General features: G+C 58.0%; 14 protein-coding genes. 8 read left to right on the top strand and 6 right to left on the bottom strand.

The features are described 5' to 3' along the window. Position 1: 1 nt before the first annotated feature. Entirely contained in the window at positions 2-1,075 is a 1,074-nt protein-coding gene (locus tag GOW40_RS18085; RefSeq protein WP_171133272.1) for a 5-(carboxyamino)imidazole ribonucleotide synthase, read from the top strand. Between the two features lie 56 nt (positions 1,076-1,131). On the opposite strand, the gene GOW40_RS18080 is transcribed toward GOW40_RS18085, so the two are convergent. The 6 genes from GOW40_RS18080 to GOW40_RS18055 form a co-directional block, all read right to left on the bottom strand. Beyond that, positions 1,132-2,283: an alpha-D-ribose 1-methylphosphonate 5-triphosphate diphosphatase gene (locus tag GOW40_RS18080; protein ID WP_171133273.1), complete on the bottom strand. Its 1,152-nt coding sequence runs from the start codon at positions 2,281-2,283 to the stop codon at positions 1,132-1,134. After that, positions 2,280-3,053, bottom strand: coding sequence for a triacylglycerol lipase (locus tag GOW40_RS18075; RefSeq protein ID WP_171133274.1), 774 nt, complete (start codon positions 3,051-3,053; stop codon positions 2,280-2,282). The genes GOW40_RS18080 and GOW40_RS18075 overlap by 4 nt, the downstream gene beginning before the upstream one ends. A gap of 38 nt (positions 3,054-3,091) precedes the next feature. Then, the gene (locus GOW40_RS18070) at positions 3,092-3,934 is read right to left on the bottom strand and encodes a DMT family transporter (RefSeq protein WP_171133275.1); all 843 of its coding nucleotides are present in this window, start codon (positions 3,932-3,934) and stop codon (positions 3,092-3,094) included. A gap of 181 nt (positions 3,935-4,115) precedes the next feature. Further along, positions 4,116-5,759, bottom strand: a complete 1,644-nt coding sequence (groL, locus tag GOW40_RS18065; RefSeq protein WP_171101758.1) for a chaperonin GroEL — start codon at positions 5,757-5,759, stop codon at positions 4,116-4,118. A 55-nt stretch (positions 5,760-5,814) separates the two neighbouring features. Beyond that, a complete protein-coding gene (gene groES / locus GOW40_RS18060; RefSeq protein WP_170423103.1) occupies positions 5,815-6,102 on the bottom strand; it encodes a co-chaperone GroES in 288 nt (95 codons plus the stop codon). A 172-nt stretch (positions 6,103-6,274) separates the two neighbouring features. After that, a complete protein-coding gene (locus GOW40_RS18055; RefSeq protein WP_171101757.1) occupies positions 6,275-6,949 on the bottom strand; it encodes a DUF2161 domain-containing phosphodiesterase in 675 nt (224 codons plus the stop codon). A 110-nt stretch (positions 6,950-7,059) separates the two neighbouring features. Between GOW40_RS18055 and GOW40_RS18050 the strand changes: the two genes are divergently transcribed. From GOW40_RS18050 to GOW40_RS18020, 7 genes are all read left to right on the top strand, one after another. After that, a complete protein-coding gene (locus GOW40_RS18050; protein ID WP_171133276.1) occupies positions 7,060-8,040 on the top strand; it encodes a TraB/GumN family protein in 981 nt (326 codons plus the stop codon). A 111-nt stretch (positions 8,041-8,151) separates the two neighbouring features. Beyond that, positions 8,152-9,072, top strand: coding sequence for a manganese-dependent inorganic pyrophosphatase (locus GOW40_RS18045; RefSeq protein ID WP_171133277.1), 921 nt, complete (start codon positions 8,152-8,154; stop codon positions 9,070-9,072). A gap of 233 nt (positions 9,073-9,305) precedes the next feature. Continuing rightward, on the top strand, positions 9,306-10,181 hold the full coding sequence (locus tag GOW40_RS18040) for a TIGR01459 family HAD-type hydrolase (RefSeq protein WP_171133278.1): 876 nt from the start codon (positions 9,306-9,308) through the stop codon (positions 10,179-10,181). A gap of 100 nt (positions 10,182-10,281) precedes the next feature. Further along, positions 10,282-10,725, top strand: coding sequence for a MaoC family dehydratase (locus tag GOW40_RS18035; RefSeq protein WP_171133279.1), 444 nt, complete (start codon positions 10,282-10,284; stop codon positions 10,723-10,725). 59 nt (positions 10,726-10,784) lie between these two features. Beyond that, complete coding sequence (locus GOW40_RS18030) at positions 10,785-11,717, top strand: bifunctional riboflavin kinase/FAD synthetase (RefSeq protein ID WP_171133280.1); 933 nt, start codon at positions 10,785-10,787, stop codon at positions 11,715-11,717. After that, the gene (locus GOW40_RS18025; RefSeq protein ID WP_171133281.1) at positions 11,714-12,187 is read left to right on the top strand and encodes a YcgN family cysteine cluster protein; all 474 of its coding nucleotides are present in this window, start codon (positions 11,714-11,716) and stop codon (positions 12,185-12,187) included. The genes GOW40_RS18030 and GOW40_RS18025 overlap by 4 nt, the downstream gene beginning before the upstream one ends. Next, on the top strand, positions 12,187-13,221 hold the full coding sequence (locus tag GOW40_RS18020) for a low specificity L-threonine aldolase (protein WP_171133282.1): 1,035 nt from the start codon (positions 12,187-12,189) through the stop codon (positions 13,219-13,221). Before GOW40_RS18025 ends, GOW40_RS18020 begins: the two co-directional genes overlap by 1 nt. Positions 13,222-13,224: the final 3 nt, after the last annotated feature.

Here is a 13,224-nt window from a genome sequence, read left to right as displayed (position 1 = left end):
CATGGCAGAGATGCTGGCCCCCGGCGCAGTGATCGGAATTTTGGGCGGTGGCCAATTGGGCCGGATGTTGTCGGTGGCCGCAGCCCGGCTGGGCTTTGTCAGCCACATTTTTGAACCCGGCACCAATCCGCCTGCCGGTCAGGTGGCGGATCGGGTGACAACGGCGGCCTATGACGATGTCGAGGCGCTCAAGCGTTTTGCCGACAGCGTTGATGTCATCACTTATGAGTTTGAGAACATCCCGACCGAGGCGCTGGATATTTTGGAAGCGCACAGGCCCATTCGTCCCGGGCGCGAGGCGTTGCGGGTGAGCCAGGACAGGCTGACAGAGAAAACCTATCTTCGGGATCTGGGGCTGCAAACGGCCCCTTTTGCCGACATCAGCGATCTGGCCAGCCTTGAGGCGGCCATCGACCAGATCGGAACCCCTGCGATCCTGAAAACCCGACGGTTTGGCTATGATGGCAAGGGGCAGGCCCGGCTGCGTACCCCTGAGGATGCCGCGACTGCGGTGGCCGACATGGCCGGAGCGCCGGCGATTCTGGAGGGGTTCATCGAATTTTCGCACGAGGTTTCAATCATTGCCGCACGCGGGCTTGACGGTGCGGTGGCCTGTTTCGATCCCGGTGAAAACGTGCATCGCGACGGTATCTTGCATACTACAACGATCCCGGCCCGGCTTTCGGCAACTCAGCGGACAGATGCTGTTCTGTTAGCAGCCAATATCCTGAACGCTTTGGAGTATGTTGGCGTCATGGGGGTCGAGCTGTTTGTCACACCGCAGGGTTTGATCGTGAACGAGATCGCACCGCGTGTGCATAACTCGGGCCATTGGACGCAGAACGGTTGCGCCGTTGATCAGTTTGAACAACATATCCGCGCAATTGCTGGCTGGCCGCTGGGCGATGGGCAACGTCATTCGGACGTGGTGATGGAAAACCTGATCGGCGACGATATGGACCGCGTCCCCCAACTGGCGCAGGAACGTGACGTGGCGCTGCATCTTTATGGCAAGGCCGAGGTCAAGGCAGGCCGCAAGATGGGCCATTTCAATCGGATCGTCCGCAAGTCGTAATCGCGCTTATACGCGATGCCTTCGGCGGGGATGTTTTCGGCCGGATGAAGCGCGGATCAGCGCAGAAAGCGGGCCGCGATATCTCCGGCCATATAGCTGACCCGCCCGGCTGATAATGTGGCTGAAACGCGGTGGGTGTCTGCGTCCAGTATGACCAGATCGGCGCGTTTTCCGGGGCTGAGCTCTCCGCGATCTGACAGGCCCAGCACGCGTGCCGGACCGGACGAAACCAACGCCCACGCACCTGCCAGATCAACCAGTCCGGATTTGGCCAGCATCAGGGCAGCGCGGCGCGGGCTGGGATAGTGATAGTCGGAGGCAATGGCGTCACATAGCCCCATGGCGATCAGGTCCAACGCGCTGACATTGCCTTTGTGCGACCCGCCACGCACCACATTGGGGGATCCAAGAATAACGTGATCTCCGGCCTGCTGCGCCGCTTCGGCGGCTTCAAGCGTCTCGGGAAACTCCGATATTTGCGCACCCCGCGCGCGCCAGGTTGCCCGATCCTCGGATGTTGAATCGTCATGGCTGCCCAGGCGCACGCCCTGCTCTCTGAGTTCGGCACAAAGAAGGTCAAGCGCAGCAGGCACCTCTCCGCGCCGCGCATGCATGTCCAACAGCATTTGGAAATGCGCCTCTGGGTCGCGCCCTGCTTTCAACGCCTGCCCGGTCAAACGCGGGGGTTTGCGCCCCTCGGCCAAACGGTCATGCGGCAGATGATCGTTGAACACAACATAGGGTATTTTCCAAGCGGCGACACGATCTGGCAGTTCCGCGTAGTGATCCAGCATATGAGTTTCGAACCGCAACTGAGGGATCAGATCAGTCACGGTCGCTGGACCCACGGCCGCGATGGCGTCAAAGACCTGTGCTGCAAAGTCGGGCCCGCGCACACCGCCTTCCCAGCTGTAGAACTGGGCCAAAACCGCTGTCGTGATCCCGTTTGCGGCAAGCTCGGCCTCGACGGCCAGAATGCCTTCGGTCATCTGCTTCATCGCTCCCCGGCGCGGCGCGATATGGCGTTCGAAACCATCGCCATGCAGATCGATGATACCGGGCAGAACCCAATAGCCAGACAGATCCACTTGGCGAGCAGACGCGGTCGTACAAATGACACCATCAGCCAAAGACAGATCCGTGGCGATCAGCCCCCGATCAGGCGTCAGAACCTGAGCACCTGTCAGCGTTAGCGATAATGAACTCATTCCGACCGCTCGGAATCAGGTTCGGAGCAATCCAGACCGATGCAGATCTCGTCAATAATATCCGTAACCCCGTCCAGCCAGGTGATCTCCGGATCAAAATGACCAAATTCGATGAAATGCAGCGCCTGCGCCATGACCCAAGGGTTGTTCATCATGAATGTGTGCGTCACCGGCAGAACAATATGGTCCTTCATCCCGTCGACTTTGGTGGTCTCAATCGAAACCTTGCCATCATCCGGGCCGTCGATCAGCGAGGAAAACAGCAGGTTCAACGATTTTTCACCCGCGATCACCCCAAGCTCGAACGTGACCGGGGGCAGTTGTCGCGGGATACCTTCGGGGCCCGTCCCTAGCGCCAGACCTGCCGGTCCGTTTAACATGCCGAACACCTCGTAAGCGCCCAACTCGTCGACCAGTTGGCTGCCTTGGTTGGGTGGCCCAAGCATGACCGTTCTGCCCAGATTTTGCGGGTGATTGTCCTGCAGCCAGTACCGCAGAAGAATGCCCCCCATCGAATGGGCCACAACGTTCACCGTATCCTCGCCGCAGGCTGCAAACGCTTCGGGCAACGTTTGATCAGCCAATTCCGGAATCGTCAGGTCGGTCGAAGGATAGCCCGGGCGGACAACGTGATAATCATGCGCCTTGAACAGTTGCTCCATCACCGTAAACGACGCCTCTGTACGGGCCAGACCGTGCAACAACACCACGCATTTGGCATGGAGCAGTCCGGGGGCCAGACACAGAACAAGGGCAAACAGAAACTTCATAGCCGCCAAATACGCCCAAACTTGGGGTGATAAAACCCCTAGCGCGGCGTCAGGCGCAAGACGGCCAACGCGATACCACCCAAAACAAGCGCAGCACCCAGGATCAGGCGCAGGCTTGCGGCCTCGCCCAGCAAGACCACGCCCGCCACAATGGCGATGATCGGAACGCTGAGTTGCACGACCGCTGCCGTTGTAGCGGCCAGTTGCGGCAAGACCCGATACCAAAGCGCATAACCCAAGCCCGAGGTAACCCCGCCGGACAGCGCTGCCAGAGCGTATCCAGCAGCGCTCATGTCCCAATTGCCGCCAAGAGGGATCAATGCCAGCGCTGTCACCGGCAAAGCTACAATGAAATTGGCTGCGCTTCCGGCCAACGCGTCGGGTTCGGATCGACCCACCAGCGAATAGATTGCCCAACCGACGCCTGCGGAAAGCATCAGCATCGCTCCGATTGGATCGACCCGCACATCCCCTGACGGCCAAAGCACAAAGGCAAGCCCCAACAGCGCAATCGCCGCGCCTGAAACTTGCCGCATCGTCGGTGCCGCACCAGTGACCGATGTCACCGCAAACATGGTAATTTGCACCACCCCGAACAGGATCAAAGCGCCCAACCCTGCATCCAGGGTCAGATAGGCCAGCGAGAACCCTATCATGTAAAGCGACAAGGATCCCGCCCCCGCGATCCGCCGCCTGTTTCTCAGCGTTAAATGCCCGGACCTCAGCACCACCAGGGCTGCCAGCACCAACGCCCCTGACAAAACCCGGATCACGGCAAAACCCGCTGGATCGCTCGCACCGCTTTCAACGGCCAGCCGATTCAGAATCGAGTTTGACGCAAAGGCGCACATGGTCAGGGCAGTCAGAAGAAACAATTGCATCCAAACCGCATAGCGGTTTCGAATAGCTTTGCACACTCCCTTTCACGCAGACGCGCCACCCCGCTTCTTCTGTTCAAAAATACCTCCGCCGGAGGCATGGCCGCACCAGCGGCCATTCAAAACAAAACGGGGCCGCCCCAAGGCGACCCCATCTCAATTCGCTACAGAGTAAGCGGTAAGCTTACATCATGCCGCCCATGCCGCCCATGTCGGGCATGCCACCGGCCGGTGCCGCGCCTTCTTTGGCAGGCTTGTCGGCGACCATGGCTTCGGTGGTGACCAGAAGGCCTGCAACCGATGCCGCGTCTTCCAGAGCAGTCCGGACAACTTTGGCCGGGTCGATGACACCGAACGAGAACATGTCGCCATATTCTTCGGTCTGAGCGTTGAAGCCAAAGGACGCATCCGAGGATTCACGAACTTTGCCCGCAACAACCGCACCGTCGACGCCTGCGTTCTCAGCGATCTGGCGCAGAGGCGCTTCGATGGCCTTGCGTACGATGTTGATACCCGCGTCCTGATCGGCGTTTGCACCTTTCAGGGCTTCCAAAGCTTTACCGGCCTGAACCAGAGCAACACCGCCGCCCACAACAACGCCTTCCTGTACAGCAGCGCGGGTTGCGTTCAGAGCATCGTCCACACGGTCTTTACGCTCTTTCACTTCAACTTCGGTCATGCCGCCGACACGGATAACAGCAACACCGCCTGCCAGTTTGGCAACGCGCTCTTGCAGTTTCTCACGGTCGTAGTCGCTGGTGGTTTCTTCGATTTGAGTGCGGATCTGACCAACACGCGCTTCGATCTCGGCTTTTTCGCCTGCACCGTCAACGATAGTGGTTTCGTCTTTGGTGATCTCGATCTTTTTGGCAGTGCCCAGCATGTCCATGGTGACGGACTCGAGCTTCATGCCCAGATCTTCGCTGATGACCTGACCGCCGGTCAGGATTGCGATGTCTTGCAGCATGGCTTTGCGGCGATCGCCGAAGCCCGGTGCTTTGACAGCAGCAATTTTCAGGCCGCCGCGCAGTTTGTTGACAACCAGAGTCGCCAGCGCTTCGCCCTCAACATCCTCGGCAATGATCAGCAGCGGCTTTTGCGACTGGATCACTTGCTCCAGCAGCGGAACCATCGGCTGCAGCGAAGACAGTTTCTTTTCGTGCAGCAGGATCATGCAGTCGTCGAGCTCTGCGATCATCTTATCTGCGTTGGTCACGAAGTAAGGCGACAGGTAGCCTCGGTCGAACTGCATACCTTCGACAACATCGGTCTCGGTTTCCAGACCTTTGTTTTCTTCAACGGTGATGACGCCTTCGTTGCCAACTTTTTGCATCGCGTCTGCGATCTGCTGGCCGATTTCGGCTTCGCCGTTGGCAGAGATTGTACCAACCTGAGCAACTTCTGCCGAGTCTTTGACTTCGCGCGAAGCCGACTTGATGCCTTCAACAACCTTGGCGGTCGCCAGGTCGATACCGCGCTTCAGGTCCATCGGGTTCAGGCCCGCTGCAACCTGCTTCAGACCTTCGCGCACGATGGCTTGGGCCAGAACAGTAGCAGTGGTGGTGCCGTCACCGGCTTCGTCATTGGTGCGGCTGGCGACTTCTTTCACCATTTGCGCGCCCATGTTTTCGAACTTGTCTTCCAGTTCGATTTCCTTGGCAACCGATACACCGTCTTTGGTGATGCGCGGTGCGCCGAAGGATTTGTCCAGTACCACGTTGCGGCCTTTGGGGCCCAGTGTCACTTTAACAGCATCAGCCAGAACATTTACGCCGGCCAGCATGCGGTTACGGGCATCGGTGTCAAATTTGACGTCCTTTGCAGACATGTCGTTTCTCCTTGAGAAATATGTTGAGACGGAAGATCAGAGAAAGCGCCGGGGCTTACTCGATGATCCCCATGATGTCGCTTTCTTTCATCATCAGCAGCTCTTCGCCGTCGACCTGAACCTCGGTGCCCGACCATTTGCCGAACAGGATCTTGTCGCCAGCTTTTACAGCCATTGCGATCAGCTCGCCGCTGTCCTTGCGCGCGCCTTCACCGGTCGCAACAACTTCGCCTTCGCTGGGCTTTTCTTTTGCGCTGTCAGGAATGATCAGGCCGCCTGCGGTTTTCTCTTCGCTTTCAACGCGACGAACCAGCACACGGTCATGAAGCGGTTTCAATGCCATCTTTGCAGCTCCTTGGGCTCAAAGTTATCTATCCTCCCCTCGCGGAAACGCGAGGCGTTAGCACTCACACCTACCGAGTGATAACGACGCATAGCTAGGCAGTCGCCGCGCCCGAGTCAACAAGTTGCGAGGGATTTTTCCAAAATTCAGGATCTGATGGAATAAGGTCAGATTATTCGCTCTGTTCCCAGCTATAAGCCCAGTGTTTCAATCCGTCCTGCCCGGCCTTGGAAAGTGCATAGACACCTTTGTCTACTTTGTCGAACCAGCCATAGTGGTTTTCGCGCATCAAACGCGTCGCTGCATCAACACAGGTCGCCTTTGCAACATCCGACCCTTTGGTTGCGCCATGTTCCGCCAGATGCGCCGCGCATTTCAGAGCGTCCTGTCGGTAGGCCGTCACAATCCCATAACGTGTCGCGCCGCCTGCATTGGGGTCGCCCTGTAACCGGTCAAACTCACGCAACAACCGCGCCGCTTTGGCCTTGTCCTTGCGCGGCGCATAGGGCCCGGGGTCGCAATGAACCTCAACCCGGCCGTCTGGGCGCACAGTGATCAACCCCAACCCGAGCCTGCGGCACAGGTTCAGATTGTCCTTGAGCGCGCGCCGCGCTGTCCGCCCTTTGGGCTTGCACACGGCGACATAGACCTGATCCGTGATCCGCAACCGCGTGATCGCCTGATGGAACAGCGCAAGCGCAAAACGCAGTTTCAATTCGACAATAACAGGGGCTTCGTCCCCGCGCACGGCGACAATGTCGGCGGCCCCAACCTCGCCTTTCACGGTGTACCCCTGACGCTCTAACAAAGCCTTGATGGGGGGATAAAGATCCTGCTCGCGGTCCATGGCGCAATGCTAGGCAAATTGCGGGTAAATACCAGCCGATTAACGTGCTTGCACCTACCGGCTCTGCGCGGCAGTGTTCCGGCACCACTGATTTGCAAGGGTAAATTCCAATGCGCATATTTCTGCTCTTACTCTCGATGCTGCTGCCTGTATCTGCTTACGCCGCTTGCGAGGGTCGCGATCTGATGCAGGATTTGTCGCCCGCCTCAAAAGCTGAATTCGATGCCACATTGGCCACCCTACCGTTCCCGGAAGGGAACCACTGGATTGCGACCAAAGATCAGACGACACTGCATATCATAGGCACCCTGCACCTCAATTTTCCCCAGATGGACGCAATCGTCGACCGTCTGGCCCCGACCCTCAAACACGCTGACGCTTTCTATTTCGAAGTCACAAAAGACGAACTTGATGCCTGGGAAAAACGCCTGGCTGCGGATCCAAGCCCGGTGCTGATCACCTCGGGGCCCACACTGGTTGACCTGTTGCCAGAAGAGGACTGGGCCGATCTGTCCGCCATATTGGCTGAACGGGGCATCCCCTCCTGGATGGCGGCAAAGATGCGCCCGTGGTTTCTGGGCATGATGCTGGCACTTCCGACCTGCATCTTGCAAACTCCGCAACCGGAATTCGGCCTCGACACCCGGCTGACCGCGCTGGCCAAAGAACATGGGATTGCGCAACATTCACTCGAAAGCATCGATGACCTGATGCGCTTGTTTAACCGGTACCCTTTGGAAGATCAGGCGAAATCCCTGGCCCGCATGACAGCCACTTTTCAGCAAGGTGAAGATCAGATCACCACGATGGCAAACTCCTATTTCAACGAAAGACACGCCGAGGTGCTTCTGTTCGGCCGCCTATTCGGGCGAGAGCTTGCGGGCCTGCCCGAGGACGAGTTTGAAGAAGAATGGGTCAAGATCGAACAAAGCCTGCTGGTCGAGCGGAACAACAGCTGGATGCAACGCATTCTGGCCATCGAGGACCAAAGCGCCGTCATCGCCGTGGGTGCCGCTCATTTGGGTGATACCTATGGCCTGCTGAACCAGTTGCAGACTGCAGGCTACACCCTCACGCGCGCTCCGTTCTAGGCCCTGGTCAAGCAAACCCAGACCAACCGTCGCATTCGGCACAGGACGGAGTGACAAGCGTGAAGCACCACCCTATAAGGCGCGCAAATATACAATCCTCAGGACGCTGACATGACAACCCTTGTATTTGGTCACAAATCCCCCGACACAGATTCCACCGGCTCTCCGATCCTGTGGGCCTGGTACCTGAACGAAGTGAAAGGCGAGAGCGCCGAGCCCGTTCTGCTTGGTGAGCCCAACACCGAAGCAGCTTTCATGCTGCAGCGCTGGGACCTGCCAAAACCGCGCATCATCGGCGATGTCGAAGCGGATGCTCCGGTCATCATCGTAGACACCAACAACCCCGCCGAACTGCCCGCCAGCGTCAACGGTGCTGATATCCGCGCCATCATCGATCACCACAAACTGGTCGGTGGGCTGGAAACCAAAGGCCCGATCGACATCACTGTGCGCCCTCTGGCCTGCACCGCCACAATCATGCTTGACCTGATCGGGGACGACGCAGCTCGTATGCCCGACGCGGTGAAAGGCGCCGCGCTCACTTGCATCCTCTCCGACACGCTGGAGTTCCGCTCGCCCACCACCACCCCGCATGACCGTGCCGTGGCCGAGAAACTGGCAGCCGATCTGGGCCTGGACGTATCGGCCTATGCGGCTGAAATGTTTTCGGCAAAGTCGGATGTCTCGTCCTTCTCGGACGCCGAACTGATCCGCATGGACAGCAAGGAATACGAGGTCGACGGCACCAAATTCCGCGTCTCGGTACTGGAAACAACCGCGCCGGGCGTTGTTCTGGACCGCAAAGACAGCCTCGCCGCTTCGATGATTGACGTCGCCAGCGAGGACGGAGTGGACCAGGTATTGCTGTTTGTGGTCGATATCCTGAATGAAGAGGCCACGTTGCTGGTGCCAAACGACCTGGTAAAAACCGTTGCCGAAAAAAGCTTTGATGCGCAGGTCGATGGGGATGCCGTGGTTCTGCCTGGCATCATGAGCCGCAAAAAGCAGATAATTCCAAATCTCAAGGTCTGATCACCGACCTGAAGGCGCCCCAATCGGGCGCCTTTTTGTTTTATTGCGAGGCTCTGCCTCGCGCTCCGAGGCATTTGGAAACAGAAGAAGCAGAGGATCCATTCTTCTTCTGTTTGAAAGTACCTCGGGGGAGTCGCGGCCTGCCGCGGCGGGGGCAGAGCCCCCTCTGGCCAAACCGACCTGCCTCTGCCATAGGCTGAACCACCCTGTCATTCGCCCGGAAAGTAAGCTCCATGACCCAAATCGTCTCATCGCTGGCTGAAATTTCTGACCAATACAAAGCCCTGTTCGTCGATCTTTGGGGCTGTGTTCACAATGGCATCACCGCTTATCCTGAAGCTGTGGCCGCACTTCAAGCCTATCGCCAGCGGGGCGGTGTTGTTGTGTTGGTCACGAACTCTCCCAAACCGCGCGCTGGCGTGAGAGAACAATTGGTGCAATTTAACGTACCGATTGATGCCTATGACACCATCGCCACCAGCGGGGATTCGGCACGTTCCGCGATGTTCCGGGGCGCAGTGGGTGAGAAGGTCTATTTCATGGGAGAATGGCAGCGGGATGCGGGCTTTTTTGAACCGCTTAAACTGCTGCACCATCCGATCCATATCGAACGCGTTCCGTTGGACGAGGCGGAAGGGATTGTCTGCTGCGGCCCGTTTGATCCAATGGCAGACCCTGACGTTAATCGGCCCGACTTTCTCTATGCCAAGCAAAAGGGCCTCAAGCTGCTCTGCGCCAATCCCGATATCGTAGTGGACCGTGGTGAAGTGCGCGAATGGTGTGCAGGCGCCTTGGCGAAGCTTTACACCGAAATGGGTGGCGAGAGCCTTTATTTCGGCAAGCCCCACCCTCCGATCTACGATCTGGCGCGACGCCGGTTGCAGGAGTTGGGGCATGACATCCCCGACAGCGACATTCTGGTCATCGGCGATGGACCGCATACCGACATTCTGGGTGGGATGGGCGAAGGGATTGATTCCCTATTCATTTCAGGTGGATTGGCCGCAGCTGAAACAAAAACCGAGCACCATCCGCACCACGAATCCCTAACCGATTATATTGCAAGGGAAAACATCAACCCGACCTATACGATTGGTCGGTTGCGTTAGTCAGAAAAAGCTTGATTTTCTGCAGTTGCGAAGTAATAAAGTTGCCAAACTTGGGCATCTACAGAATTTTTGTTGCCCGCCAAACTCGCATGAGGGTGACATGTTGGACAATCTTCCACGCGGTACGATCTGTATCGAAGACATCGAAATGGGCATGAGCCGGCATCTGCGCAAAGTGGTGACGGACGAGGATATCGAAATGTTTGCCCAGGTCTCGACCGACCGGAACCCGGTGCATCTGGACGATGACTATGCCCGGGATACGATCTTTGAAGGCCGGATCGCCCATGGCATGCTGACTGCCGGTCTGATCTCGGCCGTGATTGGTGAGCAGCTTCCAGGTCACGGCACAGTCTATATGGGGCAGTCGCTGAAGTTTCTTGCCCCCGTGCGCCCGGGCGACATGGTTTATGCCGGGGTCAAGGTGATCGACATCGATTTTGCCAAGCGCCGGGTCAAGCTGGATTGTCATTGCGCGGTAGACGGCAAAAAGGTTCTGGTCGGTGAGGCAATGGTTTTGGCACCGTCTCGTAAATTCGACTGATCACGCCTTGCCCCGAACTGCTGCTTGAACCCGCTTGGAACTCCCGCTAGGCAAGCGTCATGCAGATCATTCGGGATTTCCAATTCGTTGAACCTGAAAACCGGGGCGCCAGCGTAGCCATCGGGAATTTTGATGGCGTCCATCTGGGTCACCAATCGGTTATTGAACTGGCCCGGTCTGCGGCCCCTGACCATGCGTTGGGCGTTCTGACATTTGAGCCTCATCCACGCGAGTACTTTGCACCGGACGCCGCTGCGTTTCGGTTGATGCGCAGTGCGACGCGCGCGCATCGGTTGGAAAAGCTGGGCGTTGAAAAGCTCTATGAGCTGCCCTTCAACGCGGCGCTGGCCGGACTGACGCCGGAAGAATTTGCACGGAATGTGATCCACAAGGGCTTGGGCCTGTCCCATGTGGTTGTAGGTGCGGATTTCTGCTTCGGCAAAGGTCGGTCAGGCAAAGCCAGTGACATGCAGCGCTTTGGGCAAGAGATGGGCTTTGGCGTCACCATTGCACCGTTGATGGAAAAGTCAGAACATGTGGTGTCCTCGACTGCTATACGCACCGCGCTGAGCGACGGACGTCCCCGAGATGCGGCCGAGATGCTGGGGCATTGGCATCGGATCGAAGGTGAAGTGATCGGCGGCGAACAGCGGGGGCGCGAACTGGGCTATCCCACCGCCAATATGTCAATCGAAGGGCTGCATCCTCCTAAATTCGGGGTCTATGCCACTTTGGTTGATGTTCTGGATGGTCCGCACAAAGGCAGCTATTGCGGCGCCTCGTCGATTGGGACCCGCCCTATGTTCGATGGTGAACTGCCAAATATCGAAACCTTCCTTTTTGATTTCTCGGGTGACTTATACGGCGCGACCCTGTCCGTAGGACTTGTCCAATACCTGCGGCCGGAACTGACCTTTGATGGTCTTGACGGGCTGATCGCTCAGATGGACGCGGATTGCGCGAAAGCGCGCGAGATTTTGGCGGCTGTATGAGCGTCGATCCGATTGATCGCTCCGGGCTGTCGCCAAAGTTTTGGGAGCGCAAGCCACTTCAGAAAATGAACCAGCACGAGTGGGAAGCGCTGTGTGATGGATGCGGCAAATGCTGTTTGAACAAGCTGGAAGACGAGGACACGGGCGAAGTTGCGTTGACCTGCGTGGCCTGTCGCCTGCTGGATGACGAGAGCTGCCGCTGCACCCAATATGACATTCGGCATCAATTTGTGCCGGAATGTATCGTCATGACACCGCAGAATATTGACCAGCATGCCTATTGGCTGCCGCAGACCTGTGCCTATCGCCTGTTGTGGGAAGAAAAACCTCTTTACGACTGGCATCCGTTGATATCCGGTACACCGGACAGCGTGCATGCCGCAGGTGTCTCGGTGCAAGGGCGCACGGTGTCAGAGTTTGAAACCCCCATGGAAGAGTGGGAAGAACACATCATCGAGGAGCCATTGTAATGCATTTCGCCTCTGACAATTCCGGGCCGGTTCATCCCGAAGTTCTTGCCGTTTTGGCCGAGGCCAATGAGGGCTATCAGATGGCCTATGGGGCCGACACGTTGATGGACGAGGTGCGTGACCGCATCCGTGACATCTTTGAAGCCCCCGAAGCCGCCGTTTATCTGGTGGCAACGGGCACTGCGGCGAATGCCCTGGCACTGGCGACACTGTCGCAACCGTGGGAGACGATCTTTTGCGCGCCGATGGCCCATATCCAGGAAGATGAGTGCAACGCGCCCGAGTTCTACAGCGGGGCCAAGCTGACCCTGGTCCCCGGTGGCGACAAGATGGCCCCCGAAGCGCTGCGCCAGGCGATCGAGAATGAAGAAACCCGAGGCGTGCATGGCCCGCAGCGTGGTCCGGTGTCGATCACACAGGTGACCGAGCGGGGTTCGGTCTATTCCTTGCAAGAGCTGCAAGCCTTGTGCGCGGTCGCCAAAGAATTTGATCTGCCTGTCCACCTGGACGGTGCACGGTTTACCAATGCGCTGGTTGCTTTGAACTGTTCACCCGCGGAAATGACTTGGAAGGCAGGCGTTGATGTGGTCAGCTTTGGCGGCACCAAAAACGGGTTGATGGGGGTCGAGGCGGTGATCCTGTTCGATGCCCAGAAAGCCCTGGAGTTCGAGCTGCGTCGCAAGCGCGGGGCACATCTGTTTTCCAAGCACCGGTACTTGTCGGCGCAGATGGCGGCCTATTTGCGCGACGATCTGTGGTTGCGCTCGGCCCGGCAAGCCAACGACAATTGCGCGCGCTTGGCTGATGGGTTGCGGGCCGCGGGCGCCAGTTTTGCTCATGAACCACAGGCCAATATGATCTTTGCCAACCTGCCGCGCAGGCAGCACAGGCGTCTGCACGATGCTGGCGTTGCCTATCACCTGTGGGGGTCCAACCTGGAAGGATCCGATGAGGATGAACTTTTGACCTGTCGGCTGGTCTGCGACTGGTCGATCAAACCCAAAGAGATCGACCGGTTTCTGGCCCTTCTGTAAAGG

The sequence above is a fragment of the Ruegeria sp. HKCCA6707 genome (assembly GCF_013033515.1).
GTDB lineage: Bacteria > Pseudomonadota > Alphaproteobacteria > Rhodobacterales > Rhodobacteraceae > Ruegeria.
This window is presented reverse-complemented; position numbering and strand designations above follow the sequence as displayed.